Source organism: Azorhizobium sp. AG788 (assembly GCF_943371865.1).
GTDB lineage: Bacteria > Pseudomonadota > Alphaproteobacteria > Rhizobiales > Xanthobacteraceae > Azorhizobium.
The window spans coordinates 1-25770 of sequence record NZ_CALRWL010000002.1 but is presented as its reverse complement, the minus strand read 5'-3'; the positions used below and the strand labels follow the sequence as shown (position 1 = coordinate 25770).

The window sequence follows — 25770 nt, the reverse complement described above, 5'->3', positions numbered from 1 at the left end:
AGGGCGGCAAATGCCGCCCTCCAACATTTAGTTCCTGCTTTGTTCTTTCACTGCTGAACGCCGCATCCCGGATGCATCAGGCCCAACGCGCTTACGTGGCGCTCGAAAGAGGGCTGATCGGCATACTCGCCCGTCCATTCCAGGGTGAGCATGTCCCCTCGCATCTCCCTGACCTGTGCCAGCCAGAAGCCGCAGAAGGCGCCATCGTCATAATCCGGGGCCAGCACCACATGGCCGACCGCAATACGGGCCCAAAGGTCCCCCGCCGCCGCGACAGACAGTAAGGCCGTGCCATCGGCCTCAGGCACGGCAGATGCCGTTTCCTTGGCTTGCCGAGTCGCCCCAGCCGCGTTCTCACTTTCGGCCACATCAGATGCCGTATCGGCCTCTTTGCCGCCCACGGCCGTCTCCGGCGGCCGCTTGATATGGCCTTGCTGTACGGCCAGCTCTATCAGCGCCTCGATCACGTCGGCCTCGATCTCCGGCAGGGACAAGGCCTCGACATCCGGCGTCAGGGCCACGCTCTTGAGGCGCCCGAGCATGCCCTCGGGCAGGCGGTCGTCGAGTTCGACGGCGACGCAGGCGAAGGAGTGCGCCAGAGCGTGTGCCGTCTCGGCATCGACGCCCGTGGCGATGGCAGCGCCGAAGGGCTCAGTGGTGGTGAAAAGGGCGACGCGCGTCGTCGTCGCCAGCTTTGCAGGCTTGCGGCTCATGATGATCTCGTTGTGTGTGAGCAGGCGTCTAGCGCCGCCACGACAATATCATAATACCTCTTGTCTGTCAATAAAGTGCTGAAACTCCACGATTTTCGGAACAGAGACGCTCCAAAAGCGGGTGTTCGGCAAAGTGCGGTCGCTCCGGCGAAAGGGGCCTCGCTCGGCGCAAGCAGCAACGACGATCGGGTGACGCAGTCGCCAGAAAAGCCTCGCGCGCGCGAGAAACTGGCCAATTCAGAATGTGGGGGGATATGTGGGGTGGCGCCGTCTGACTTCAGAAAATATCTTTGAAATCAGGGACTTAAAAGGGAAGGTGGCGGAGACGGAGGGATTCGAACCCTCGAGACCCTTTTGGGGGTCTGCTCATTTAGCAAACGAGTGCCTTCAGCCTCTCGGCCACGTCTCCACGCAAACTCTCTATGCCCAACCGAAGCGGCCTTTGCAAGGCGTGGGTGCAATCAAATGGTTGATGATTTTTGCCGGCATGGGATTGCAGCCGCCCGCTGCCCCCATCACGCACCGCCCGCGCCGGGCAAACCACGCACCGCCTGTGCAATGCGGCCGAACAGTTCGGGCCAGTTGCCGGCCTCGGTCTGGCGGAACAGCCGCAGCGAGGGATAAAACACGCTGTGCTCGCCCGCCTCGCCCCAGCGCCAATCCGCCACGGCCCGCAGCGCCACGAAGCCGCGCACGCCCATGGCGCCCGTCAGATGCGCCACCGACGTGTCCGTGGTCACCATCACGTCCAGATGAGACAGGATCGCCGCGCGATCCAGGAACGTGCCGTCCTCGTCCACATCCCCGCCCGGGGTGAGGATGCGCGCACCAAAGGGCACCTGCTCCACTTGGGTGCCGGCCGCACCGTGCTGGAGGCAGACCAGGGTCACGCCGGGAATCTCCGCCAAGGGCGCCATGGCCGCCAGCGGCGCCGAGCGGCCCACATCGATCAGGCGTGAGGGATTGCCCTGCCAGTTCAGGCCCACCAACAGCTTGCCGCTCTCGCGCAGGTGCGCCCATTTCGCCACCCGGTCCGGTCGCGGCCGCAGATAGGGCACGCTCGGCCAATGGGCCGGATCGGCACCCAGCAGCAGCGGTAGACTGGCCAGGGGCGCCCACTGGACATTCCCGGCCCCGGCCTCCGTGCCGGCCAATTCCCCCACCACGTCCACGTCGGGCACCATGTCCCGGAGCAGGGGCACGAGGCTGGGGCGGGTGAGGAGGCGCACGGCAAGACCGCGCTCCACCAGCCACGGCAGGAGCCGGGCGAATTGCAGCACGTCGCCGATGCCCTGCTCGCCCAGAATCACCAGCAGGTCCGGCCGCGCCTGGCCGTCCCAGCGCGGGAAGGGCAACGGCTCGAACGGCGGCGGCAGCGTATGCTCGCGCTGTTCATAGCCCGCCCATCCGGCGGCCCAGCGGCCGCGGGCGAGATCCTGGGCGGCGCGGGCGAACAGAACCCGCGGCTCCTTCGGCGCGGCGCGCAGGGCGCGATCCACCGCGCCGCGGGCGTCGGCACCATGGCCCAGATCGCCGAGCGCGCCGGCGCGGGTCAATTGCGCCAGACCAAACTGCGGCTGGATGGCGATGGCGGCATCCGCATCGGCCAGCGCCCCGGCGGCATCATCCAGCGCCCGCTTGATCTCGCCACGCTCCTGAAGCGCCGCCGCCGAGCGGGGATGGGCCTGCAATACCGCATCGCATTCCCTGAGCGCCGCGGGCAATTGCTCGCGCAGGCGCAGCAGATGGACATAGCGCACCCGCAGGTCCGCGGGGGCATCTCCGCTCTGGATCGCCCGCTCCAGGGCCTTGGCCGCGCCGTCGACATCGCCCTGCGCCAGGGCCACCTGATACACCACCACCAGCGCCGCGACCGCCGTCGGCCCGAGCGCGAGCGCCGCCTCGGCCGCCGCCAGCGCGCCGGGAAGGTCGCCTATCTCCAGCAAGGTATTGGCTTTGGCGATGTGGTGCACCGGCACCCAGGGCTGCATCTCCACCAGGCGCTCGCAATCGGCGAGCGACTCGCCGTGACGCTCCAGGCGGGCATAAGCGGTGGCGCGGTTCATCAGCGCCTCGGGGGCGCGCGGATCGATGGCCAGGGCCTGACTATAGCGCGCGATCGCAGCGGGGTAGCGCCCCAGCGCCGCCAAGGCGTTTCCCGCCTGGAAGTGCGCCTCCAGCAGGCCGGGATTGAGCGCCGCCGCCTGGTCGAAGGCCGCCAGCGCCTTGGCCGGATCGCCCGCCAGCAGCAGGCCGGCGCCCATCAGCACATGGGTGTTGGGATTGCGCGGCGCGAGGTCGCGGGCCTGCCGGGCGGCGCGCACCGCATCCTTCGCACGCCCCGCCTGCAGCAGGGCCAGGGCCAGCATGCGGAGGACATCGCCATTGCCCGGCGCGAGCCGCGCGGCGGACTTGTAGGCGTCGATGGCCTCCTCCACCTTGCCCGCCCGGTGCAGAACGGAAGCCTCGGCGAGCAGAGCGCGTGGATCGGCAGACATGGATGTGGTTTCCCCAGACACGCCCGCAGCCGGGCGTCCCGCCTTCTAAAGCGCCCGCCATCGCGAGGGAAGCCGGATCGACGGGCACCCACGGCCCGCCCGGCCCTGATGTCCGCCGCGGGGGCGCCGCTCGCGTTCAGCGCGCCCGCTGGCCGAACAGGACGCCCTGGGCCGCCTTGTCCTTGGACAGGTCGTTCTTGGCCCGCTCCTCGGCATTGACCATCAGCCCGCGCTGCACAGCGGGCCGGGCCTTCACCGCCTCCAGCCAGCGCTGGAAGTGCGGGAATTCGGTGATGTCCTGGCCCTGCCGCTCCCACAATTTGGCCCAGCTGATGCAGGCCATGTCGGCGATGGAATAGTCACCGGCGAGATATTCGTTGTCCTTCAGGCGGGTGTTCATCACGCCGTAGAGCCGGTGCACCTCATTGGTGTAGCGCGACACCGCATAGGGCAGTTTTTCCGGCGCATAGAGCCGGAAATGGTGGGCCTGGCCGGCCATGGGTCCCAGGCCGCCCACCTGCCAGAACAGCCATTCCTCCACCGCAACCCGCTTGCGCTCGTCGGTGGGATAGAATTTCCCGGTCTTGCGACCGAGATATTGCAGGATCGCGCCGCTCTCGAACACCGAGATAGGCTGGCCATCGGGCCCGTTGGGGTCCACGATCGCCGGGATCTTGTTGTTGGGCGACACCGCCAGGAATTCCGGCGCGAACTGGTCGCCCTTGCCGATGTTCACCAGCTTGATCTCGTACGGCAGGCCGCACTCCTCGAGCATGATGGAAATTTTCCATCCGTTCGGAGTGGGCCAGTACAGCAGCTCGATCGGCTGAAGCTGAGCGTCCGCCATTGCAATGCTCCATCCTCGACCGGCTGCGCCGGCGCATGGCGATACTGGTATGCTGAGCTATCGTTTACGGCAAGCGGGGCTGTTCACACTTCGTTAATGCTGACCGCAAGGCGTTGCGGCGCCTCAGTTCCCGCCACCACATGGCGGGCGCCACGTTGCCATTGGCCCGCCGCAGCCCCACCGAAGTTGCGCAAATCTTAACACTCTGTCCCTCCGGAAGCGGCAGGGTCAGACGCCATCGGAATACCGATGCATGCCGCCACAATTGTCGCTCACCTGCCAGCCGCCCCCCTCCGGCTCCAGATAGCCCGGCGTGAGCGGCACCTTGCCGGCGCCGCCGGGGATATCCAGCACATAGGTGGGCAAGGCGAGGCCCGAGACCTGCCCGCGCAGGGCGCGCATGAGCCCCTGACCTTCGGCGATGGACAGGCGGAAATGGCCGGTTCCCGGCGCGAGATCGGGATGGTGCAGGTAATAGGGTTTGACCCGCACCTCCACCAGGGCGCGAAACAAAGCCGCGAGGGTTGCGGCATCGTCATTGACCCCGCGCAGCAGCACGGTCTGCGCCACAAGCGGGATCCCCGCATCCGCCATCCGCGCCAGCGCTGTGCGGGCGTCGGGGGTCAGTTCACGGACATGGTTCACATGCACCGCCACATAGGGCGTCGCCCCCTCCCCCTTCAGCGCGGCCACCAGTTCCGCCGTCACCCGCTCAGGGGCGGCAATGGGCACGCGGGTGTGAAACCGGACCACCTTCACATGGGGGATGGCAGCGAGCCGCCCCACCACGTCGGCCATGCGCCGGGGCGAAACCATGAACGGATCGCCGCCGGTCAGAATCACCTCCCAGACCTCCGGATGGGCCGCCACATAGGCAAACGCCGTCTCCAACGCCTCCGCCGAGAGCGCCTGCTCCGCGCCGGGCCCGACCATTTCGCGCCGGAAGCAGAACCGGCAATAGACCGCACATACACCCACCAGCTTCAGCAGCACGCGGTCGGGATAGCGATGCACGATGCCCGGCACCGGCGCATGGGCCTCGTCGCCGATGGGGTCGACCAGTTCCCGCGGGTCGATGGTGAGTTCGGCGATATCCGGCACGAACTGGCGGGCAATGGGATCGGCGGGATCGGCGCGGTCGATGGCGGCGGCCAAAGTGTCGGTCACGGCCACCGCATAGCGCGCGCCGACCCGGCCGATGTCGCCCCGCTGGGCGGGGGCGGCAAGGCCGGCGGCGATGAGGTCGTCGGCCGTGCGGAGGGTGGACATGGAACGACTCGCGGCGAAAAACGGAAGGTGATGGGCGGATGGGCTGCAATCCAGCGGGGCGCCCCTTATATCTGGGTCTATATAGGCAAGGGGCGCCCGGCACCAAGCGGGGCCGCGCTTCGCCACGCAATGGCAGGGAGGTCCGGAAGGGCCGTCCTGCCGGACCTCGGATGGGAGGCACCATGCTCGCACGCGAAGACGATGTCCTGGAAGCCGCCGCCACCTGGCGCCGGGCGGGCAAGGCGGTGGCGCTGGCCACGGTGCTGGAAACCTGGGGCTCGGCCCCGCGCCCGGTGGGCAGCCATCTGGTGATCGACGACACCGGAAACTTCCTCGGCTCGGTCTCCGGCGGCTGCGTGGAGGGCGCCGTGGTCACCGAGGCGCTGGACGTGATCGAGACCGGCAAACCGCGGACGCTGGAATTCGGCGTCGCGGACGAGACCGCATGGCGGGTGGGCCTGTCCTGCGGCGGCGCCATCCGCGTCTATGTGGAACGCATCGACTGACGCCTGCTCAGCCTCTCAGGAACTCATTTTCCCATGGATCTTGCCCTTCTCACCACGCTGAATGCCGAGCGCGCGGCGCGGCGCGCCACCGTGCTCATCACCCATCTGTCCAGCGGCGCCCAGCATTTGCTGCGGGCCAGTGAAATCGCCACGGACCCGCTGGCCCCGCAGTTGGAAGCGGCCTTGCGCGCGGGCAAAAGCGGGGTGGTGGGCGAAGGGGACGGGCGGGTGTTCCTCACCGTGCATGTGCCGCCGCCGCGGGTGGTGGTGATCGGCGCGGTGCACATTTCGCAGGCCCTGGCGCCCATGGCGCGGCTGGCGGGATATGACGTGACCATCGTCGATCCGCGCACCGCCTTCGCCACGGCCGAGCGGTTTCCTGACACCACGGTGATTGCCGAATGGCCGGACACCGCCCTGCCGGATCTGGCGCTGGACCCGTTCACGGCGCTGGTGGCCCTGACCCATGACCCGAAGATCGACGAGCCAGCCCTGGAGGCGGCGCTGTTGGCGGACTGCTTCTATGTGGGCGCGCTGGGCTCCCGCCGCACCCATGCCAAGCGCCTGGACCGGCTGGCGGATCGCGGCCTCTCGCCCGCCTTGCTGGGGCGCATCCACGCCCCCATCGGCCTCGACATCGGCGCCGCCAATCCCCCCGAGATCGCCGTGGCGGTGCTGGGCGAGGTGATCGCGGCTTTGCGCAAGCCGGCCCCCGCCCGCGAGGCCGCTGCGTGAAGTTCGGGCCGGTCCCGCTCGGCGCCGCAGAAGGCGCCATCGCCGCCCACTCGATCCGCAGCGAGGGGCTGGTGATCAAGAAAGGCACCCGCCTGGGTGCCATCGAGATCGCCGCTCTGGCCACCGCTGGCGTGCGCGAGGTGGTGGTGGCGCAGTTGGAAGCGGGCGACATCCATGAGGATGCCGCCGCCGGGGCTTTGGCCACACGCATCGCCGGGCAACAGGTGCGGGTGGAAGCCCCCTTTACCGGGCGCAGCAATCTGTTCGCCCTGACGGACGGCGTCGTGGCGGTGGACCGCGTCGGGGTCGATGGCTTCAACGCCTTGGACGAAGCCATCACCCTTGCCACCCTGCCGGACCTCAATCCGGTCAAGGCCGGCGACATGGTGGCCACCGTCAAGATCATTCCATTTGCGGTGGCCGGAACGCTGGTGGATGAAGCGTTGTCCCGCGCCGCCCCGCTGCTGACGGTGCATCCGTTCGTGCGGCGGCGGGTGGCGGTGATTTCCACCTTGCTGCCCGGCCTGATGCCGAAGGTGGTGGAGAAGACCCTGCGCGTCACCGCCGAGCGGCTTGCCCGCGCCGGTGCGCTCATCGCCCAGGACATCCGCATTCCCCATGACACCGAGGCCCTGCGCCACGCCATCGCGCAGGCGGTGCGCGCGGAGGCGGACCTGGTGATCGTGTTCGGTGCCTCCGCCATCACCGACCGGCGGGACGTGATCCCCGCCGCTTTGGAGGCGGCCGGCGGCGTGGTGGATCGGCTGGGCATGCCGGTGGACCCCGGCAACCTCACCTTGCTGGGCCGGCTCGGCCCCGTGCCGGTGATCGGCGCCCCCGGCTGCGCCCGCAGTTCCAAGGAAAACGGCTTCGACTGGATGCTCATGCGCATCCTCGCCGGCCGCACGGTCACTGCGGAAGAGGTTGCAGCACTCGGAGTGGGCGGCCTGCTGATGGAAATCGTCACCCGCCCGCAGCCACGGCTGGAGCCAACGCCGGCTCGCGCACCGGAGGTGGCCGCCGTCGTGCTTGCCGCGGGACGCGGCATCCGCATGGGCGGGCCGAACAAATTGCTGGAAGAGGTGGGCGGCGCCTGCGTGGTGCGGCGGGTGGTGGAGGCCGCGCTCGCCTCCCGGGCCCGCCCGGTCCTGGTGGTGACCGGCCACGACCATGCCCGCGTGGAAGCGGCCCTGGCGGGGCTGCCGGTTTTCTTCGTCCACAATCCCGACCATGCCACCGGCATGGCCAGTTCCGTGCGCCGCGGCATCGCCGCCGTTCCCGCCGACGTGGAGGGGGCGATGGTGCTGCTGGGCGACATGCCGCTGGTGGCACCCGCCTTGCTCGACCGGCTGGTGGAGGGCTTTGCGCCCGAGGATGGCCGGCTGATCATCGTGCCCATGGACGGCGAGATGCGCGGCAATCCGGTGCTGTGGTCACGGCGTTTCTTCCCGGACCTGGCCGGTCTGGAGGGGGATATCGGGGCCCGGCGGCTGATTTCGGCCCATCCCGAGGCGGTATTCGACATTCCGGTTACCGGCGCCGGTGCGTTCCTGGACGTGGACACCCCAGAGGCGCTGGCCAAGGCCCGCGCTTATATGGCTGGCGCCGCCGCGCCGGATCGCGACCCGAAATGAGCGGCGCGGCAACCACAACGTGATCGCATCCGGCGCCCGCGGATTTGAATATGGCGTACAGCCTCGCTATCAGCCTATGGCGTCACCCCGGACGGGTTGCGAAGCCGTATGGCCGAGACGCGCACACGGTCCATCGCCCAAGGGCCGATGAGCATGATCGCAGGAGATCCGATGTTCCACGCCGCGCGGTTATTTCTCGTCCGCAGCTGTCTGGTCCTGCTGGCGGTGATCCCGCTGTCCGGCACCGGCGCGCTGGCCCAGGCGCCTCAGGCCGTGCGCGGCACCACAGTCTCGGTGACGCCGCCGCAGGGCTTTGCCCCGGCCCCGGGCTTTTCCGGTTTCGCCAGCGCCGACGGGCTCTCCAGCCTGATGGTCACCGAACTGCCCATCGAAGCCTATGACAAGATCGCCGCCATGTTCGCCGATCTCGGCGCCGCCCGCGCGGCCTTGGCGCCCCGTGGAATCACGGTAACCGGGCTGGATCAGGTCACCACCGGCGCCGGGCGCATTCCGCTCATCAGCGGCACGCAGACGGTCAAGGACCAGGTGTTCAGGAAATGGCTCATGGTGCTGAAGGGCGAGAAGACCGTCCTCATCACCCTCCAGGCTCCCGAGGGCAGCAAGCTGAATGCGGCCGCGGTCAAGCAATCCCTGGCCACCCTGAAGCTGGGCAAGGAACCCTCGCTGGCGGACAAGGTGGCGAGCCTGCCCTTCGCCATCAGCGCGAGCGCGCCGTTCCGGGTGGTCAACACCATCGCCGGCTCCGCCGTCATCATGACCGCCGGCGAGCGGGACGTGGACCCGCAGGGAACACAGCCCTTGATTGTCGTCGCCTCCCAGCTCTCCGCGCCCATCGACCCGAGCCAGCGCCAACAGGTGGCGCGGGCCTTGCTGGAAACGACCCATGGCCTGGAGAATGCCACGGTGGATGGCGAGACCAGCGTCCCCTTCGCCGGCGCGGACGGGCTGCTGCTGACCGGCACCACCGCCGACGGGCGGCGGTTCTCGCAATATCTGGCCTTCGGCGCGCAGGGGCGCTTCATCCGCCTGATGGCGATCGTGCCCCAAGACCGCCTGAGCGACACCAAGAATTCCATCGAGCAGATTGCAAAATCCATCACCTTCAAGGGCTGAGGGCTCCTGAGCCGATCGGCGGCCATGCTCATCAGCCGCGATCACCGGACCAATGCGCGTCCCCTGCCTTGACCGCGGCGGACCCCGTCGCTAAAGAGCCGGGCATTGGAAGCTTGCCTTCCACGTAAGCGTCTGACGTCAAGCAACGCGCAGCAGCGGCTCCTCAGCCGCGCGACGAAGGCCGCGTTCTCCCATGTCACAGTCTCCTCCTCCGCACCGCGGCAATGCGGCGCTGTTCAGCGTCATTCCGCGTCTCATTCCGCTCACCATCACTTCGTTCCTGGCCATGCTGGCCATCGGCATTCCGCTGCCGGTGTTGCCGGTGCGCGTGCATGACGGGCTCGGCTTCGGCGCCGTCATCGTCGGCGCCGTGGTGGGCAGCCAATCCCTGGTCACCGTCCTGACCCGCGGCGTCATGGGGGGGATGGTGGACATCCGCGGCGCCAAGTGGGCGGTGATCACCGGCCTGCCGCTGGCGGCGCTCTCCGGCCTCTCCTATCTCGCCTCCCTGGCCGTGGCCTCGCCCGAACTGAGCCTGGCGGTGCTGGTCTGCGGCCGCATGGTGCTGGGACTGGCGGAAAGCCTGTTCATCACCGGCCTGCTGTCCTGGGGCATCGGCCGCCTCGGCCCGGCTCAGACCGGCTTGGTGATGGGCTGGAACGGCATTGCGGTCATGGCCGCCTTGGCGGTGGGTGCGCCCATCGGCGTGCTGGTGCAGGACAGCTTCGGCTTTGCCGCTGTGGCCGCCCTGGCGGCGGCCTGTCCCTTGCTGGGTCTGATGATCGCTCTCATGCTGCCCGGTGTGCCGAAGGCGGCCAAGGGCGGCGCCCCGCGCATGCCCTTCTTCCAGGTGGTGGGCCTGATCTGGCGCCATGGGCTGGTGCTGTCGCTGTCCACCGCCCCGTTTGCGCTGCTGGGCAGCTTCGTGGTGCTCACGTTCGCCGAGCGCGGCTGGTCCGGCGCCGGCATTGCCTTGTCGCTCTATGGCGCCGGCTTCGTGGTGGCGCGGCTGCTGTTCTCCCACACCCCGGACCGCTACGGCGGCGCGGTGGTGTCCATCGTCTCGCTGGTCATCGAGGGGATCGGGCAAGCCCTGCTGTGGGGCGCGCCGCAGATGGAAGTGGCGTGGCTGGGGGCGTTCCTCACCGGCGCCGGCTTCTCCCTGGTGTTCCCGGCCATGGGCGTGGACGCGGTGCGCCGGGTACCGCGCGAGAGCCAGGGCGTCGCCATCGGCAGCTTCACCGCCTTCATGGACATCGCTTTGGGCCTCACCGGGCCGCTGGCCGGGCTGATGGTGGCGCGGGCGGGGTTTTCGTCGGTGTTCCTCGCCGGCGCGCTGGCCTGCATCGTCGGGGTGGTGATGGTGTTCCGGCTCAAGCGCCGCACGGTCTGAGAGATCGCGGTCGCGGGTCAGAACGGGTCGGGCACCAGATGGGTGACCGGCACGTCCAGCCGCTCGCACAGGATCTGCGCCAGACGCAGCCGGTGACACCCCTCCGCATGCCGCTCGAAGCACAGCAGGCAGATCCGGCGGCCCTGGGCGAGCGCGGTGAGCTCATCAAGGGCCTCCCGGGCCGCAGGCGTGGCGAGATGGGCTTCATAGATGCGCCACAGGCTGGCCACATCGCCCTTGCGCGCGGCCGCGCGGCCATCGGCGGGCGTGCCGAGGGCGCGCAGATGCACATAGGCGATGCCGTGCTCAGCGATGCCGGCGGCCAAAGCGGTCTTGGAAAATCCCGGCCGCCGCGACGCAGCGACCGCGCGCACGTCCACCAGGAGCCCGACCTTCGCCCCGCTCAGCTGCGCCTGGAACGCCGCCGGCGTGGTCTGTTCATAGCCGATGGTGAACAGATCGGTGACACGGGTCATTGCAGTGTCCCTTCCATCCTGCTGTGCCTTCCAGCCCGCCGCACCCCGGCCACCGGCTGCGGTGCCCCCGACAGGGCCTTCACCAGCCCTTCCAGGCTGGCCAGATCATGCACCGGGCGAAACTCGTCCACATGCGGCAGCATCGCCTTCACCCCACGGGCGCGGGGCTCGAAGGCGGCATAGCGCAGCAAGGGATTGAGCCACACCAGACGCCGGCAGGACCGGTGCAGCCGGTCCATTTCACGGGACAAGGTGTCATCGGCATCGCGCTCCAGGCCATCGGTGACCAGCAGCACCACCGGGTTCTGCGCCATCACCCGCCGCGACCAGTCCTTGTTGAACGCCCGCAGCGAAGGGGCGATGCGGGTGCCGCCCGACCAGTCCGGCACCATCTGCGCCACCCCCGCCAGCGCCGCATCTCCATCGCGGTGGCGCAGGGCGCGGCTGACATTGGTGAGCCGGGTGCCGAACAGGAAGGTCTCTACCCGCCGCCGCGCCGTGAGCGCGTGCAGGAAGTGCAGCACCGGGCGGGCGTAGTCGCTCATGGAACCGGAGATGTCCACCAGCGCCACCACCGGCGGCGGGCGCTCGCTCGGCCCGCGCCGGCGCAGGGGAATGAAGGCGCCGCCGGTGGCCAGCGAGGCCCGCAAGGCCGCGCGCATGTCCACCAGCCGGCCGCGCGGGTCCGGCGTCAGCCGCCGGGTGCGGACCCGGTCGTCGGGCATGTTCAGCGCGGCGATGCGGCAGCGGGCCTGCTCCAGTTCCTCCGCGCTCATCTGGGCGAAGTCGCGGGTGCGCAGGACATCCGCATCGGAGGCGGTGAGGCGGGCATCCACCTCGATCTCCGGCGGCGCCTCGGGTTGCGGCTTGTTTCCCCCCGCGAAGAACGCCTCCTCCACCCGGCGCAGGCCCGGCTTGGGCGCTTGCGGGGCGACGGGCACCGCCACCGGCGAGAGCAGCGCCATCAGCTTGTCGCCGGCAGCGCGGCGGCGCCAGAACAGCTGGAACGCCTGATCGAACACCGCATGGTCCTCGCGCCGCGACACGAACACCGCATGCAGGGTCCAATAGAGATCCTCGCGACTGCCAATGCCGGCAATCCGCATGGCCTCCGCCGCATCCAGCATCGTCCCCGGCCCCACGCCCAGGCCGGCGGCGCGCAGGGCGCGGCCGAAATAGAGCACGTTCTGCGCGAGGCGGCCTTCGCTCATGGCCGCAGCGGCTTCATGGGGCCTCCGCGCTCGCCCGCCGCGCCTCGGCCAGCAGGCGGGTGATGGCGGGGGCATCGGTCTTGGCGATGTCGTCCTGATACTTCAGCAGCACGCCCAAGGTGTCGCCCGCCAGGGCCGGGTCCACCGCCACCGCATCCAGTTCCACCAGAGCCGTGGCCCAATCCAGCGTCTCCGCCACGCCGGGAACCTTGAACAGGTCCTCCTTGCGGATCGCCTGGACGAACGCCACCACCTGCCGTGACAGCGCCTCGCCCACATGGGGCAGACGCGCCCGCAGGATCTCCAGTTCCCGCTCGGCGGTGGGATAGTCCACCCAATGGTACAGGCAGCGCCGCTTCAGCGCGTCATGGATCTCGCGGGTGCGGTTGGAGGTCAGAATGATGATGGGCGGCGCCGCAGCCTTCACCGTACCCAATTCGGGAATGGTGATCTGGAACTCCGACAGCACTTCCAAAAGGAAGGCCTCGAACGCCTCGTCGGTGCGGTCCAGTTCGTCGATCAACAGCACCGGCGGTCCGGCGGGATCGGGGCTCAGGGCCTCCAGCAGCGGCCGGCGCAGCAGATAGCGCTCGGAGAAGACGTCGGAGGCGATGCTGGCCTTGTCGCTTTCGCCGGCAGCTTCCGACAGCCGGATGGCGATCATCTGCGCCGCATAGTTCCATTCATAGGCCGCCGCGGCCAAGTCCAGCCCCTCGTAGCATTGCAGGCGGATCAGGCGACGGCCCAGTGCCTTGGCGAGGGTGCGCGCCACCTCGGTCTTGCCCACTCCGGCCTCGCCCTCCAGCAGCAAGGGGCGGCCCATGCGCAGGGCGAGATGAACAACCGTTGAGAGCGCCCGATCCGGCACATAGCCTGCGCCCGTGAGCAGCGCGGCAGTGGCATCGATGGACGCAGGCGGGAAGGCAGCGGGATCAGGCATCCCCCAGGTTTACCGCGGGATGCCAGATGCCGGAAGCCTCCCCGACAGGAAAGCTCAGACCAGCAGCTCAAACGCGAACTCGGCGGCCACCAGCAGCAGGAAGATGCCGAAGCTGACTTCCAGCACGCGCTTGGGGAACTGGCCGGACAATTCTGCGCCCACCGGCGCCAGCAATGTGGACGTCACCAAGATCACCACGACGCCCAACGCATTGAGATAGCCCATGATCCCGGCCGGCAGGCGCGGCTCGCCAAACCCGGCCATGGCAAGGACGATGACGCCGGGAATAGCCAGCAGCGCACAGGTGGCTGCCGGGGACTGGGCGAAACGCTGAAATGCGCGTGAGGCCCGATCGGCACCCGCTTTCCACTCAAGGCCCCAGCCGGCGCCGGGCAGGCTGAAGGAGGCCTTGCTGAAGGAGGCCTTGCTGGGCCCGCCCTGGGCGGCGGTGATGCCGGCCGGGCTGGAGAAAAACAGCATCTTCACGGCCGCCGCCAGGATGGCGATGGTGAAGATGAACTGCATTTCCGGCCCCGGCAGGGCGGCGACCACCACGCTTGCGGCGACGGCGCCCGCTGGAATCGGCCAGAGCCAAGCCCGAGGCTGGCCATCGCCCTCCCCAAGCCCATTGCGCCGCTGAAGCAACGCACGGCCAACGGTCAGGATCATAAGGCCAACGGAAACCGCCGCCGCCATATGAACGACAATCGTATTATGCACACCCAAGGTTGTGAAAAGCGGGTGAAGCACGGGAACAATCACCAGCCCTCCGCTGATCCCGAACAGACCAGCAAGCAACCCCGCAAGCGCGCCTGACGCAAGCAACGCCAGGGCGAACTCGACAACATCAGGAAATGAGCTCGACGCCATTTGGACCCCCCCTTCAGGCGCCCGAGCAAGATACGACCTCTCCTTCCACTAAAACCATGAAATTCTGACGACTTCTGCTTAGTTATCGACGAATAACGCCGTAGTAGCTACCTGCCTACCTCAGAGCTGCAACCATGGCGTGTTTCGCCATGATTTTAACTAAATGCGTTCTATAATCAGCGCTGCCGTGCAGGTCAGACATGATGTCATCCGCATCCAGAGCGATGTCCGCCAGGCTTTCGACCCGGAAATCCGCGGCCAAGGCCTCTTCGGCGGCGGTCCAGCGGAACACGCCGCCCTGGCCGGCGCCGGTGACGGCCACACGGATGCCGTCAGCCCCCTGAGCGATGAACACCCCCGCCATGGCATAGCGCGAGGCAGGATTGCGGAACTTGGCGTAACCGGCGCGGGCCGGCAGCGGGAACTCCACCGCCAGCACCAGTTCGTCCTCCGCCAGCGCGGTTTCAAACAGGCCGGTGAAGAAATCGTCCGCCGCCAGTTGGCGGGCACTGGTGATGATGGTCGCGCCCAGGGCCAGGCAGGCGGCGGGATAGTCGGCGGTGGGATCATTGTTGGCGATGGAGCCACCCAGGGTGCCGCGATTGCGCACCGCCGGATCGCCGATCATGCCCGCCAACTCAGCGAGGGCGGGGATCGCCTCCCGCACCAGCGGCGAGGTCGCCACGGCGGCATGCCGCGCCATGGCACCGATCGACAGTCCCTCCCCCCGCCGCTCAATGGCTGAGAGGCCGGGAATGCGGGCGAGATCCACGAGGGTGCCGGGCTGCGCCAGCCGCTGCTTCAGGGTCGGCAGCAAGGTCTGGCCGCCGGCCAGCACCTTGGGCTCCTCCACCGAGCGCAGCAGGGCAACGGCAGCGTCGACGGCGGAAGGGCGCTCATAGTCGAAGGCATACATGGCCTGTCTCCTGATCTGGTGTCCGGCCCGGGCCGACACATGGCCGCGAGCGCAAATGGGTCAAAGCGGATGGCGAGGGCGGCGCTATTCCGCCGCCTGGGCCACCGCGCGGCGCGCCTGGATGATCTGCCACAGCCTGGCGGGCGTGGCGGGCATGGGGATGTCCTCGGTGCCTAATGCGTCTGTCAGGGCATTGATGACCGCCGGCGGCGCCGCAATGGCCCCGGCTTCGCCGCAGCCCTTGATGCCCAGCGGGTTGGATGGGCAGCGGGTCTCGGTGAGGCCGACCTTGAACGACGGCAAATTCTCCGCCCGCGGCATGGTGTAATCCATGAACGAGCCGGTCACGAGCTGGCCGTCGCCGTCATAATGCACCGCCTCCAGCAGCGCCTGGCCCACGCCCTGGGCGATGCCGCCATGCACCTGGCCCTCGACGATCATCGGGTTGATGACCACGCCGAAATCATCCACCGCCACGAACTGCACGATTTGGGTCTCGCCGGTGTCGGGATCCACCTCCACCTCGCAGACATGGCAGCCGGCGGGGAAGGTGAAATTGGTCGGGTCGTAGAAGGCGCCTTCCTTCAGGCCCGGCTCAATCTCCGAGGTGGGGAATTTGTGCGCCACATAGGCATTCAGCGCCACTTCCGCGAAGGCGAGGCCCCGGTCGGTGCCGGCGACGGTGAAGCGGCCGTCCTTGAACTCGATGTCACCCTCGGAGGCCTCCAGCATGTGGGCGGCGATCTTCTTAGCCTTGGCCTCCACCTTGTCCAAAGCCTTGAAGATGGCCGACATGCCCACCGCGCCGGAACGCGAGCCATAGGTGCCCATGCCGAACTGCACCTTGTCGGTATCGCCATGGACGATGCTGACCTGATCGATGGGAATGCCCAGGCGCGAGGACACCAGTTGCGCGAACGTGGTCTCGTGCCCTTGGCCGTGGCTGTGCGAGCCGGTGAGCACTTCCACATTGCCGGTGGGGTTGACCCGCACCTCGGCGCTTTCCCACAGGCCGACGCCGGCCCCCAGCGACCCAACTGCCGCCGAAGGAGCGATGCCGCAGGCCTCGATATAATTGGACAGGCCGATGCCGCGCAGCTTGCCCTTGGCCGCAGCGGCAGCCTTGCGGGCGGGGAAGCCGGCGTAGTCGGCCATGGCCAGCGCCTTGTCGAGTGAGGCGGCATAGTCGCCGGCGTCATAGGCCATGATCACCGGCGTCTGGTGCGGGAAGCTGGTGATGAAGTTGCGCCGGCGGAACTCCGCCCCGTCCATGCCCAGGGTACGCGCCGCGATCTCGACGATCCGCTCCACCAGGAAGGTGGCCTCCGGCCGCCCGGCGCCGCGATAGGCATCCACCGGCGCGGTGTTGGTATAGACCGCGTCCACATGGCAATGGATGGCCGGGATGTCGTACTGGCCGGACAGCAGGGTGGCATAGAGATAGGTGGGAATGGCCGAGGCGAAGGTGGAGAGATAGGCGCCCATATTGGCGGTGGTCTTCACCCGGAAGCCGAGGATCTTGCCCTCCCCGTTCACCGCCAGCTCCGCACGGGTGATGTGGTCGCGGCCATGGGCATCGGAGAGGAAGGCCTCCGAGCGATCCGAGGTCCATTTCACCGGCCGGCCTACTTTCTTGGCCGCCCAGGTGCACACGGTTTCTTCCGCATAGATGAAGATCTTGGAGCCGAAGCCGCCGCCCACGTCGGGCGCGATCACCCGCAGTTTGTGCTCCGGCGCCAGCCCCACGAAGGCGGAGAGCACCAGCCGCGCCAGATGCGGATTCTGGCTGGTGGTCCAGAGGGTGAAGGCATCGTCGCCGCTGTCATATTCGCCGATGGCCGCACGGGGCTCGATGGGGTTGGGGGCGAGGCGGTTGTTCACCAGATCCAGGGGGATCACATGCGCCGCCTGGGCGAAGGCCGCGTCGGTGGCCGCCGCATCGCCCAGTTCCCAGGAGAAAGCGGTGTTGCCGGGCGCCACCTCATGCAGCTGCGGCGCGTCCGCCGCGCGGGCACGGCCGGTCTCGGCCACTGCGGGCAGAACGTCGTAATCCACCACGATGGCGGCGGCCGCATCCTTGGCTTGGTTGAGGGTCTCGGCGATCACCACTGCCACATGGTCGCCCACATAGCGCACCTTGCCCTTGGCCAGCGCCGGATGGGAGCCCATGCGCATGGGGGTGCCATCCACCGAATGGATCATCCAGCCGCAGATGAGATCGCCCACCCCGTCGGCGGCGAGATCCGCGCCGGTGAGAATGCCCACCACGCCCGGCATGGCAGCGGCGGCCGAGGTATCCAGGCTGCGGATGTTGGCATGGGCCACCGGAGAGCGCAGGAAATAGGCGTGCGCCTGTCCGGGCCGGGCCATGTCATCGGTGTAGCGGCCCTTGCCGGTGATGAAGCGGTGGTCTTCCTTGCGCCGGACAGAGGCGCCGATGGGGGTGACGATGCTGGCGGTCATGAAATGTCCTCCCTGAAGGACGAGATGGCCCCGGCGCGTCTTGTGATGAGCTTGACCGGGAGATGCGTCCGCCGCCGAACGCGGTCGAACGCCAGTTGACATGCCGAACGAGATCTCGACTGCGGCAGGAGCGGCGCGTCCACGCCCCCTGCCCTCTGGCCCGGCCCGTGTACCGGCCGCGGCAGGCGTGCCCGCAATGATGCGCGAGGTCGACAGGCCCGCGCTTATTCCGCCGCGGCCGCCGCCGGGGCGCCCATGGCATGAGCGCCCGCCTGCACCGCCTTGACGATATTGTGATAGCCCGTGCACCGGCACAGATTGCCGTCCAGATTCTCGCGGATGGTGCCCTCGCTCAGATCCGTGCCGAGGCGCGCCACCATGTCCACGGCGGTCATGATCATGCCCGGCGTGCAGAAGCCGCATTGCAGGCCATGATGTTCGCGGAAGGCCTCCTGCATGGGATGAAGCTGCGTGCCGCCGGCCAGCCCCTCGATGGTGAGCACCTGCGTGCCATCCGCCTGGACCGCCAGCATGGTGCAGGCTTTGACCGCGACCCCGTCCACATGCACCACGCAGGCGCCGCATTGGCTGGTGTCGCACCCCACATGGGTGCCGGTCAGATGCAAGGTGTCGCGCAGCAATTGCACCAGCAGGGTCCGCGGCTCAACATCCGCGCTAGTGGCCCGGCCATTCAGCGTTACAGCAATCTTGGTCATTCGCGTCCTCCCCGGACGATCGCCCGGCCGGCCCGACGGTGCCCCCGCACGCTCGGGCATGGATGGGGTCGTTTTTAGCTTTTCCAGTTTGGAACTTGGGGGTCGCGCCGGTCAAGCGTGCTGATCGGCGCGACGGCTGAGCTCACGGGTGCGAGCCGCTGCTTTCTTCGACCATCCGCGGTGCTTCGGCTGCGGGGGAGGCCTTTGGGCGGGCTGCTTCCGCATCCAGCCGCGCTGCATTGTGACCGGCAATGAAGCTGACGATGACCAATTGCACGAAATGAAACAGCATGATCGGTGCGATGATCAGACTGAGTTCCGCCTGCGAGCCGAAGATCACCCGCGCCATGGGCAGCCCCGTGGCCAGCGACTTCTTCGAGGCGCAGAACAGCACCGCAATGCGGTCCATGGCGCTGAAGCCCACCAGCCGGCAGATCAGCCCCACCAGGCCATAGACCACGCAGAACAGCACGATGACCGCCAGCAGCATTTCGCCGATCAGGCGCGGATCGTGACGGCTCCACACCCCGCCAGCGACGCTGTCGCAGAACGAATTATAGACGATGGCCAGGATGACCGCCCGGTCCGCGATCCGCGCCACCGTCTTGTGCCGCGCCACGAGCGACGCCAGCAGCGGCCGCAGCAATTGCCCCAGGCCCACCGGCAGCATGACCAGCAGCACCAGCTTGATGATGACATCCTGGAGCGCCAGCTGCCCGCCGGTGGCGTGCATGTACCAAGCCATCAGCAGCGGCGTCACAAACACGCCGATGAGACTGGAAATGCTGGCATTGAAGATGGCCACCGGCACATTGCCCCGCGCCAGCGAGGTCATCGCCACCGACGAGGAGACAGTGGAGGGCAGCGCCGCCAGGAAGAAGAAGCCGGTCACCATCTCCTGCGGCATCACCCGCACCAGGAGCGGGTGCGCGGCGAGGACGACCACGGGAAACAGAATGAAGGTGGAGGATTGCACCACCAGATGCACGCGCCAGCGCCCGGCACTCTTCCAGAGGTGCTCGGGCGCAAGCGAAAGTCCGTAGAGGACGAAGATGAAGGCCACACCGTAGCTCGCCGCCTTGTCCGCATGGAGCGGACCATCGGTCACTCCGGGCGCGGGCCAGGCAATGGCGAGAAGGACGGTGAGGGCGAGGGCAATGACGAAAGGATCGAGCTTAAAGCGGGACAGCATCTGAGATGTGCACAGAAAAAGAGGGAGGTCATGCTCCCTCGGACGTCTCCTGTGCGACCGCTTCGGCGAAGTTCTTGAAGAACTCGTCGGCGATTTTTTTCGCTGTCCCCGCCACCAGGCGCTGACCAAGCTGAGCCAGCTTGCCGCCGATCTGCGCCTCGGCCGTATAATCCAAAGTGCTGCCGGTTTCGCTCGCGGTCAACCGCACAAATGCCCCGCCCTTGGCAAAACCGGCGATGCCGCCGTCGCCCTCGCCGGAGATGCGATAGCTCTCCGGGGCGTTGAATTCGCTCAGGGTCACCGTGCCACGGAACCGGGCCTTCACCGGTCCGACCTTGGTGACAACCACCGCCTTCAGCTCGGTCTCGGACACCATGTCCAATTCCTCGCAGCCCGGAATGCAGCGCTTCAAGACGGCGGGATCATTGAGCGCGGCCCAAGCCACCTCACGTGGCACCGGCAGTTCGTAACTGCCCGACATTTCCAGCGCCATCGTATCCTCCCAAAGACTCGGAACACGGGATGTTGCGTCAGGGCCGCGACAAGGGAAAGCTGTGCGCCGGACAAAAAGCACGGAATGAGGGGCGCCCTGTCCAAAGGGCGGGTTTGTCACCCAAGGATAGCCGCGCTATGAGTCGAAATGATCCGCTACGCCCATTCATGAGGCACGACCAAAGAATAAGCGGGTCCAAAAGAGGGGCATCGGACGGATGGACGTCTTTCTCCAGCAGCTCATCAACGGGCTCACGCTCGGCTCGATCTATGGCCTGATCGCCATCGGCTACACCATGGTGTTCGGCATCATCGGCATGGTGAACTTCGCCCATGGCGATGTGTTCATGGTCAGCGCCTTCATCGGCCTGATCGCCTTCCTGCTGCTCACCACGGTGTTGGGCATGTCGTCCATCTTCCTGGTGCTGTCGATCGTCCTGGTGGTGGCGATGATCTTCACCGGACTGTTGTCCTGGGTCATCGAGCGGGTGGCCTATCGGCCCTTGCGGGGCTCGTTCCGGCTGGCGCCGATGATCTCCGCCATCGGCATGTCCATCCTTCTGGCGAACTTCGTCCAGGTGGCCCAGGGCCCCCGCAACAAGCCGCTGCCGCCGGTGATTCCGGACGTCATCGTTCTCATGGACAATAACGGCTACCAGGTGACCCTGGCTTATAAGCAGATGGTCATCATGGGCGTCACCGTTCTGCTGTTGGCCGGCTTCTGGTATCTGGTGCAGAAGACCCCGCTGGGACGCGCCCAGCGCGCCTGCGAGCAGGATCGCAAGATGGCCGCCCTGCTGGGGGTGGACGTGGACCGCACCATTTCGCTCACCTTCGTCATCGGCGCGATGCTCGCGGCCGTCGCCGGGGTGATGTACCTGATGTATTATGGCGTGGTGAACTTCAACGACGGCTTCGTGCCCGGCGTGAAGGCCTTCACCGCCGCGGTTCTCGGCGGCATCGGCTCGCTGCCCGGCGCGGTGCTGGGCGGGCTTCTGATCGGCCTGATCGAGACCTTCTGGTCGGCTTATTTCTCCATTGAATACAAAGATGTGGCGGCGTTCTCCATCCTCGCCATCACGCTGGTGTTCATGCCCCAGGGCCTGCTCGGCCGTCCGGAAGTGGAGAAGGTCTGATGCAGGCCGCGTCGCGGGAGGGGAGCGTCTCCGCGCGCCCCTCCCCGCTCGCCACCGCGCTGAAGGATGCGGTCGCCAGCGGGATCATCACCTGGTTCCTTCTGCTGCCCCTGGTGGGCTTTCGCGCCACCGAGAGCGGCAGCGGCCCCCTGGGCCTCACCTATCGGTTCGGCCTCGTGACCATCTTCGCATTGGTGGTGCTGGGGCTGCGGCTGACCTTGCACCTCACCATCTGGCGGCCGGGGCGGGTCAAACGCGCGGCGGGTACGCCCTCCGTCCTGTCCACCGTCGGCGAGCGGCTCGCGCCGTTCGCCAAGCCCGCCTTCTTCGGCATCGCCATCGCCTATCCGGCCCTGGCGATCCTGGCCTCCGGTGGATTGTCGGAAAGCCGCTATTGGGTCGACCTCGGGGTCTATATCGGCTCCTACGTCATGCTGGGCTGGGGCCTCAACATCGTGGTGGGCCTCGCGGGCCTGCTGGATCTGGGCTACGTCGCCTTCTACGCAGTGGGCGCCTACGCCTTCGCCCTGCTCTCCACCAGCGTGCCGCTGAACGCCTTCTTTGATGCCCATGTGGGCGAAGGCTTCTGGGCGGCGTGGTCATTCTGGGTCTGCCTGCCGGTCTGCGGCATCCTGGCCGCGTTCTGGGGGGTGATCCTCGGCTTCCCCGTGCTGCGGCTGCGGGGCGATTACCTCGCCATCGTCACCTTGGCGTTCGGCGAGATCATCCGGCTGGTGCTGACCAATTGGACCGATCTCACCAATGGCGGCGCCGGCATTGCCTCCATCCCACCCATCTCCTTCTTCGGCATGCCGTTTTCGGCCGCGGACAACGGCTTTGCCGCCACCTTCGGCCTCACCTTCGATCCCATGCACCGGATTATCTTTCTCTATTTCGTCATTCTCGGCCTCTCCGCGCTCACCGCGCTGGTGACGCTGCGGCTGCGGCGGATGCCGGTGGGGCGGGCCTGGGAAGCGCTGCGGGAAGATGAAATCGCCTGCCGCTCGCTAGGCATCAACACCACCCTGACCAAGCTCACCGCCTTCGCCACCGGGGCCATGTTCGGCGGTTTCGCCGGCGCCTTCTTCGCGGTGCGGGTGCGCTTCGTCTCCCCCGAGAGCTTCACCTTCGTGGACAGCGCCATGATCCTGGCCATCGTGGTGCTGGGCGGCATGGGCTCGCAGATCGGGGTGGCGGCCGCGGCCGTGTTCATGATCGGCGGCATGGAAATGCTGCGCAATCTCACCTTCCTGAAGAGCGACTGGCTGCTGGGGCCGGATTTCGATCCCACCTTGTACCGCATGCTGATCTTCGGCTTCGCCATGGTGGCGGTGATGGTGTGGCGTCCGCGCGGCCTGGTCTCCAGCCGCATGGCCACCATCTTCCTCAAGCAGCGCAAGAAGGTCTCCGGCGATCTGGTGAAGGAGGGCCACGGATGAGACACTGGGAAGCAGATCCCATCCTCATGGTGGACCGCCTGACCATGCAGTTCGGCGGGCTGATCGCGGTGAATGACGTGTCGTTCTCCGTCGGGCGCGGCGACGTCACCGCTTTGATCGGCCCCAACGGCGCGGGCAAGACCACCGCCTTCAACTGCATCACCGGCTTCTACAAGCCGACGCTGGGGCGCCTTGCCCTCTCCCACGGCGTTCCGGCCACCGACGACGAGTTGGAAGCCCTGACCAGCAACGGCAAGGCCGCCGCCGTGACCAAGGGCGGCAGTCTGTTCCTGCTGGAGCGCCTGCCGGACCACAAGGTGTCGTCCGCGGCCAAGGTGGCGCGCACATTCCAGAACATCCGCCTGTTCTCGGGCATGACCGTGCTGGAAAACCTGATGGTGGCCCAGCACACCCGCCTGACCCGGTCGGGCCTGCTCTCGCCCAGCGCCCTCATCAACCTGCCCTCCTGGCAGCGCCAGGAAAAGGAGGGCATGGCCAAGGCGCTGCACTGGCTGGAACTGGTGGACCTGGTGGACCGCGCCGACGATCCCGCGGGCGACCTGCCCTATGGCGACCAGCGCCGCCTGGAGATCGCCCGCGCTATGTGCTCCGATCCGGTGCTGCTGTGCCTGGACGAGCCGGCCGCGGGCCTCAATCCACGCGAATCGGCAGCCCTGAATTCGCTGCTCCTGTCCATCCGCGCCGATCACGGTACGTCCGTGCTGCTGATCGAGCATGACATGTCGGTGGTGATGGAAATCTCGGATCATGTGATCGTGCTGGAATACGGCAGCAAGATCGCCGACGGCACGCCCAAGGAAGTGCGCGCCGACCCGGCGGTGATCGCCGCCTATCTCGGCGTCGACGAAGAGGCCGTGGCGGATGTGGAAGCGGAGGTCGGCCTATGACGGCGCTGCTCTCCGTCAAGGGCGTGAAGACCTATTACGGCAACATCGTCGCCCTGAAGGGCGTGGATGTGGAGGTCAATGAGGGCGAGATCGTCACCCTCATCGGCGCCAACGGGGCGGGCAAATCCACCCTGATGATGACTGTATGCGGCAATCCCCGAGCCCGCGAAGGCTCGATCCATTTCGATGGCCGGGACATCACCCAGTTGCCCACCCACGACATCATGCGGATGAAGATCGCCCAGTCGCCGGAAGGCCGGCGCATCTTCGGGCGCATGAGCGTCTATGAAAACCTGCAGATGGGCGCGGCGGTGGATGGCAACACCCACTTCCAGCAGGATCTGGAGCGCATGTTCGATCTGTTCCCCCGCCTCAAGGAGCGGCTGCACCAGCGCGGCGGCACCTTGTCCGGTGGCGAGCAGCAGATGCTGGCCATCGCCCGCGCCTTGATGACCCGCCCGCGCCTGCTGCTGCTGGATGAGCCCTCGCTCGGTCTGGCTCCGCTGGTGGTGAAGCAGATCTTCGACGCCATCCGCAATCTCAACCGCACCGAGGGGCTGACCGTGTTCCTGGTGGAGCAGAACGCCTATCATGCCCTGCGCCTTGCCCACCGCGCCTATGTGCTGGTGAACGGCCTGGTGACGCTGAGCGGCACCGGTCGCGAACTGCTGGAGCGGCCCGAGGTCCAGGCCGCCTATCTGGAAGGAGGCCACTGACATGGTCACTCCCATTCCCAATCCGGGGCGCTCCTCCTCGCCCATGATCGTCTTCCCGGCCGTGGCATTGGTGGCCGTGCTCGCACTCTACATCGCCCGCCCGCAGGCGGTGGTGGAGGTGTCCCTGGGCGATTTCCTGCTAGTGACCGTCGCCTTGGGCGGCGGGGCCGCCTGGATGGCGGGGCGCGCGGTGGCGAAGGGCTGGAATCCCTTCCTGCAAGTGTTCATCTATGCCGCGCTGGTCACCTGCGCGGTCCGATTCTGTCACTTCGCATTGTTCAACGGGACGCTATTCGCCTTGGACCATTTCCTGCTGGAACTGGTGGTCCTGTTCGCCATCGCCACGCTGGGCTTTCGCACCGTGCGCAAGCAGCAAATGACCCAGCGTTATGGCTGGATCTATGAGAACGCCGGACCGTTCGCCTGGCGGATGCGCCGGGATGGCCCCGCCTCGAAGGCGTGAGCCACTCACATCGCACTATTGGCGCCATCGACAGGCGGCGGTTTTGCGGCAGAATGCCCATCACCATCTGCTGAAGTTCAGGTTCGAGCCTTCAGTCGCACGATCTGCCCATTGCAGCCGGACCGCATGGCAAACCATGGGCCCGGAAAACCAGAGGAGATACGGATGAGGAAGCTTCTACTCGCCGGGCTCGCGCTCGGCGCCGGTCTGGCCTTCGCGGCCCAGGCCCAGGCCCAGGTCAAGATGGCGGTCGCCGCGCCGATGACCGGCCCCAACGCCGCCTTCGGCGCGCAGCTCAAGAACGGCTTCGACCAAGCGGTGTCGGACATCAATGCCTCCGGCGGCATCCTCGGCCAGAAGATCCAGCCGTACAGCGGCGACGACGCCTCGACGCCGGCCCAGGGCACCTCGGTGGCCAACAAGCTGATCTCGGACGGCGTGAAATACGTGGTCGGCCACTTCAACTCGGGTGTCTCGATCCCCGCCTCCACGAACTATGAGGAAGGCGGCATCCTGCAGATCACGCCCGCCTCCACCAACCCGACCTTCACCGAGCGCAAGCTGTGGAACGTGTTCCGCACCTGCGGCCGCGATGACCAGCAGGGCGCGGTGGCCGGCGAATACATTCTGAAGAACTTCAAGGACAAGAAGATCGCGGTGGTCCACGACAAGACCCCCTACGGGAAGGGCTTGGCGGACGAGACACAGAAGGCCATCAACAAGGGCGGCATCAAGGAAGTCGTCTATGAAGGCATCGCCCCGGGCGAGAAGGACTATTCCGCGCTGGTGTCCAAGCTGAAGGCCGCCAACGTCGACGTGCTCTATTACGGCGGCCTGCACCCCGAAGCCGGCCTGCTGGTGCGCCAGATGCGCGACCAGGGCCTGAAGACCGTGCTGTTCTCCGGCGACGGCATCACCGACAAGGAATTCTGGACCATCGCCGGTCCCGGCGCCGCCGGAACCCTGATGACCTTCGGCCCGGATCCGCGCAAGAGCCCGGCCGCCAAGGAAGTGGTGGACCGGTTCAAGGCCAAGGGCATCGATCCGGAAGGCTACGTGCTCTATTCCTACGCCGCCGTTCAGATCATCAAGCAGGCGGCGGA

Annotated in this window: 24 protein-coding genes and 1 tRNA gene; 11 read left to right on the top strand and 14 right to left on the bottom strand. The window is 67.4% G+C overall.

Annotated elements, in window-relative coordinates:
* Positions 1-47 precede the first annotated feature (47 nt).
* From AAG816_RS01615 to AAG816_RS01595, 5 genes are all read right to left on the bottom strand, one after another.
* Positions 48-713, bottom strand: a complete 666-nt coding sequence (locus tag AAG816_RS01615) for a hypothetical protein (RefSeq protein ID WP_341987591.1) — start codon at positions 711-713, stop codon at positions 48-50.
* 317 nt (positions 714-1030) lie between these two features.
* Positions 1031-1122, bottom strand: a tRNA-Ser gene (locus tag AAG816_RS01610).
* 106 nt (positions 1123-1228) lie between these two features.
* Complete coding sequence (locus tag AAG816_RS01605; protein ID WP_341987590.1) at positions 1229-3211, bottom strand: tetratricopeptide repeat protein; 1983 nt, start codon at positions 3209-3211, stop codon at positions 1229-1231.
* Between the two features lie 136 nt (positions 3212-3347).
* Positions 3348-4058, bottom strand: coding sequence for a glutathione S-transferase N-terminal domain-containing protein (locus AAG816_RS01600; RefSeq protein ID WP_341987589.1), 711 nt, complete (start codon positions 4056-4058; stop codon positions 3348-3350).
* A 228-nt stretch (positions 4059-4286) separates the two neighbouring features.
* On the bottom strand, positions 4287-5327 hold the full coding sequence (locus AAG816_RS01595) for a lysine-2,3-aminomutase-like protein (protein ID WP_341987588.1): 1041 nt from the start codon (positions 5325-5327) through the stop codon (positions 4287-4289).
* Positions 5328-5509: 182 nt separating this feature from the next.
* Here AAG816_RS01595 and AAG816_RS01590 point away from each other — a divergent pair, with 182 nt between their 5' ends.
* From AAG816_RS01590 to AAG816_RS01570, 5 genes are all read left to right on the top strand, one after another.
* Positions 5510-5833 (top strand): XdhC family protein, encoded by a 324-nt coding sequence (locus AAG816_RS01590; RefSeq protein ID WP_341987587.1) that lies wholly within the window; start codon positions 5510-5512, stop codon positions 5831-5833.
* 33 nt (positions 5834-5866) lie between these two features.
* Positions 5867-6568 carry an XdhC family protein gene (locus AAG816_RS01585; protein WP_341987586.1) on the top strand — a complete coding sequence of 234 codons (702 nt, stop codon included), beginning with the start codon at positions 5867-5869 and terminating at the stop codon, positions 6566-6568.
* Entirely contained in the window at positions 6565-8202 is a 1638-nt protein-coding gene (locus tag AAG816_RS01580; protein ID WP_341987585.1) for a molybdopterin-binding/glycosyltransferase family 2 protein, read from the top strand. Before AAG816_RS01585 ends, AAG816_RS01580 begins: the two co-directional genes overlap by 4 nt.
* Positions 8203-8373: 171 nt before the next feature.
* Positions 8374-9336: a hypothetical protein gene (locus tag AAG816_RS01575; RefSeq protein ID WP_341987584.1), complete on the top strand. Its 963-nt coding sequence runs from the start codon at positions 8374-8376 to the stop codon at positions 9334-9336.
* Positions 9337-9529: 193 nt separating this feature from the next.
* Positions 9530-10729: an MFS transporter gene (locus AAG816_RS01570; RefSeq protein ID WP_341987583.1), complete on the top strand. Its 1200-nt coding sequence runs from the start codon at positions 9530-9532 to the stop codon at positions 10727-10729.
* 17 nt (positions 10730-10746) lie between these two features.
* Here AAG816_RS01570 and AAG816_RS01565 read toward each other — a convergent pair whose 3' ends face one another.
* From AAG816_RS01565 to AAG816_RS01525, 9 genes are all read right to left on the bottom strand, one after another.
* The gene (locus tag AAG816_RS01565) at positions 10747-11205 is read right to left on the bottom strand and encodes a DUF488 domain-containing protein (protein ID WP_341987582.1); all 459 of its coding nucleotides are present in this window, start codon (positions 11203-11205) and stop codon (positions 10747-10749) included.
* The gene (locus tag AAG816_RS01560; protein ID WP_341987581.1) at positions 11202-12416 is read right to left on the bottom strand and encodes a VWA domain-containing protein; all 1215 of its coding nucleotides are present in this window, start codon (positions 12414-12416) and stop codon (positions 11202-11204) included. Before AAG816_RS01560 ends, AAG816_RS01565 begins: the two co-directional genes overlap by 4 nt.
* 13 nt (positions 12417-12429) lie before the next feature.
* Positions 12430-13356 carry a MoxR family ATPase gene (locus AAG816_RS01555; protein WP_341987580.1) on the bottom strand — a complete coding sequence of 309 codons (927 nt, stop codon included), beginning with the start codon at positions 13354-13356 and terminating at the stop codon, positions 12430-12432.
* A gap of 54 nt (positions 13357-13410) precedes the next feature.
* Positions 13411-14226 carry a TSUP family transporter gene (locus AAG816_RS01550; RefSeq protein WP_341987579.1) on the bottom strand — a complete coding sequence of 272 codons (816 nt, stop codon included), beginning with the start codon at positions 14224-14226 and terminating at the stop codon, positions 13411-13413.
* Between the two features lie 115 nt (positions 14227-14341).
* On the bottom strand, positions 14342-15142 hold the full coding sequence (locus AAG816_RS01545) for a xanthine dehydrogenase family protein subunit M (protein ID WP_341987578.1): 801 nt from the start codon (positions 15140-15142) through the stop codon (positions 14342-14344).
* 84 nt (positions 15143-15226) lie between these two features.
* Positions 15227-17605, bottom strand: coding sequence for a xanthine dehydrogenase family protein molybdopterin-binding subunit (locus tag AAG816_RS01540; RefSeq protein WP_341987577.1), 2379 nt, complete (start codon positions 17603-17605; stop codon positions 15227-15229).
* 224 nt (positions 17606-17829) lie between these two features.
* Positions 17830-18321: a (2Fe-2S)-binding protein gene (locus AAG816_RS01535; RefSeq protein WP_341987576.1), complete on the bottom strand. Its 492-nt coding sequence runs from the start codon at positions 18319-18321 to the stop codon at positions 17830-17832.
* Between the two features lie 142 nt (positions 18322-18463).
* Complete coding sequence (locus AAG816_RS01530) at positions 18464-19513, bottom strand: bile acid:sodium symporter family protein (protein WP_341987575.1); 1050 nt, start codon at positions 19511-19513, stop codon at positions 18464-18466.
* Between the two features lie 28 nt (positions 19514-19541).
* On the bottom strand, positions 19542-20006 hold the full coding sequence (locus tag AAG816_RS01525; RefSeq protein ID WP_341987574.1) for a carbon monoxide dehydrogenase subunit G: 465 nt from the start codon (positions 20004-20006) through the stop codon (positions 19542-19544).
* A gap of 217 nt (positions 20007-20223) precedes the next feature.
* Between AAG816_RS01525 and AAG816_RS01520 the strand changes: the two genes are divergently transcribed.
* From AAG816_RS01520 to AAG816_RS01495, 6 genes are all read left to right on the top strand, one after another.
* The gene (locus AAG816_RS01520) at positions 20224-21141 is read left to right on the top strand and encodes a branched-chain amino acid ABC transporter permease LivH (RefSeq protein WP_341987573.1); all 918 of its coding nucleotides are present in this window, start codon (positions 20224-20226) and stop codon (positions 21139-21141) included.
* A complete protein-coding gene (livM, locus tag AAG816_RS01515; protein ID WP_341987572.1) occupies positions 21141-22580 on the top strand; it encodes a high-affinity branched-chain amino acid ABC transporter permease LivM in 1440 nt (479 codons plus the stop codon). Before AAG816_RS01520 ends, livM begins: the two co-directional genes overlap by 1 nt.
* Complete coding sequence (locus tag AAG816_RS01510; protein WP_341987571.1) at positions 22577-23488, top strand: ABC transporter ATP-binding protein; 912 nt, start codon at positions 22577-22579, stop codon at positions 23486-23488. The genes livM and AAG816_RS01510 overlap by 4 nt, the downstream gene beginning before the upstream one ends.
* Entirely contained in the window at positions 23485-24204 is a 720-nt protein-coding gene (locus AAG816_RS01505) for an ABC transporter ATP-binding protein (RefSeq protein WP_341987570.1), read from the top strand. The genes AAG816_RS01510 and AAG816_RS01505 overlap by 4 nt, the downstream gene beginning before the upstream one ends.
* 1 nt (position 24205) lies before the next feature.
* Entirely contained in the window at positions 24206-24667 is a 462-nt protein-coding gene (locus AAG816_RS01500; protein WP_341987569.1) for a DUF6867 family protein, read from the top strand.
* 165 nt (positions 24668-24832) lie between these two features.
* The coding region (locus AAG816_RS01495) for a branched-chain amino acid ABC transporter substrate-binding protein (RefSeq protein WP_341987568.1) at positions 24833-25770 on the top strand (938 nt) is incomplete at its 3' end.

What these genes read in the sequence shown, in the direction of transcription:
- AAG816_RS01615 (WP_341987591.1), bottom strand. Translation starts at nt 713, where the DNA reads ATGAGCCGCAAGCCTGCAAAGCTGGCGACGACGACGCGCGTCGCCCTT.
- AAG816_RS01605 (WP_341987590.1), bottom strand. Translation starts at nt 3,211, where the DNA reads ATGTCTGCCGATCCACGCGCTCTGCTCGCCGAGGCTTCCGTTCTGCAC.
- AAG816_RS01600 (WP_341987589.1), bottom strand. Translation starts at nt 4,058, where the DNA reads ATGGCGGACGCTCAGCTTCAGCCGATCGAGCTGCTGTACTGGCCCACT.
- AAG816_RS01595 (WP_341987588.1), bottom strand. Translation starts at nt 5,327, where the DNA reads ATGTCCACCCTCCGCACGGCCGACGACCTCATCGCCGCCGGCCTTGCC.
- AAG816_RS01590 (WP_341987587.1), top strand. Translation starts at nt 5,510, where the DNA reads ATGCTCGCACGCGAAGACGATGTCCTGGAAGCCGCCGCCACCTGGCGC.
- AAG816_RS01585 (WP_341987586.1), top strand. Translation starts at nt 5,867, where the DNA reads ATGGATCTTGCCCTTCTCACCACGCTGAATGCCGAGCGCGCGGCGCGG.
- AAG816_RS01575 (WP_341987584.1), top strand. Translation starts at nt 8,374, where the DNA reads ATGTTCCACGCCGCGCGGTTATTTCTCGTCCGCAGCTGTCTGGTCCTG.
- AAG816_RS01570 (WP_341987583.1), top strand. Translation starts at nt 9,530, where the DNA reads ATGTCACAGTCTCCTCCTCCGCACCGCGGCAATGCGGCGCTGTTCAGC.
- AAG816_RS01565 (WP_341987582.1), bottom strand. Translation starts at nt 11,205, where the DNA reads ATGACCCGTGTCACCGATCTGTTCACCATCGGCTATGAACAGACCACG.
- AAG816_RS01560 (WP_341987581.1), bottom strand. Translation starts at nt 12,416, where the DNA reads ATGAGCGAAGGCCGCCTCGCGCAGAACGTGCTCTATTTCGGCCGCGCC.
- AAG816_RS01555 (WP_341987580.1), bottom strand. Translation starts at nt 13,356, where the DNA reads ATGCCTGATCCCGCTGCCTTCCCGCCTGCGTCCATCGATGCCACTGCC.
- AAG816_RS01550 (WP_341987579.1), bottom strand. Translation starts at nt 14,226, where the DNA reads ATGGCGTCGAGCTCATTTCCTGATGTTGTCGAGTTCGCCCTGGCGTTG.
- AAG816_RS01545 (WP_341987578.1), bottom strand. Translation starts at nt 15,142, where the DNA reads ATGTATGCCTTCGACTATGAGCGCCCTTCCGCCGTCGACGCTGCCGTT.
- AAG816_RS01540 (WP_341987577.1), bottom strand. Translation starts at nt 17,605, where the DNA reads ATGACCGCCAGCATCGTCACCCCCATCGGCGCCTCTGTCCGGCGCAAG.
- AAG816_RS01535 (WP_341987576.1), bottom strand. Translation starts at nt 18,321, where the DNA reads ATGACCAAGATTGCTGTAACGCTGAATGGCCGGGCCACTAGCGCGGAT.
- AAG816_RS01530 (WP_341987575.1), bottom strand. Translation starts at nt 19,513, where the DNA reads ATGCTGTCCCGCTTTAAGCTCGATCCTTTCGTCATTGCCCTCGCCCTC.
- AAG816_RS01525 (WP_341987574.1), bottom strand. Translation starts at nt 20,006, where the DNA reads ATGGCGCTGGAAATGTCGGGCAGTTACGAACTGCCGGTGCCACGTGAG.
- AAG816_RS01520 (WP_341987573.1), top strand. Translation starts at nt 20,224, where the DNA reads ATGGACGTCTTTCTCCAGCAGCTCATCAACGGGCTCACGCTCGGCTCG.
- livM (WP_341987572.1), top strand. Translation starts at nt 21,141, where the DNA reads ATGCAGGCCGCGTCGCGGGAGGGGAGCGTCTCCGCGCGCCCCTCCCCG.
- AAG816_RS01510 (WP_341987571.1), top strand. Translation starts at nt 22,577, where the DNA reads ATGAGACACTGGGAAGCAGATCCCATCCTCATGGTGGACCGCCTGACC.
- AAG816_RS01505 (WP_341987570.1), top strand. Translation starts at nt 23,485, where the DNA reads ATGACGGCGCTGCTCTCCGTCAAGGGCGTGAAGACCTATTACGGCAAC.
- AAG816_RS01500 (WP_341987569.1), top strand. Translation starts at nt 24,206, where the DNA reads ATGGTCACTCCCATTCCCAATCCGGGGCGCTCCTCCTCGCCCATGATC.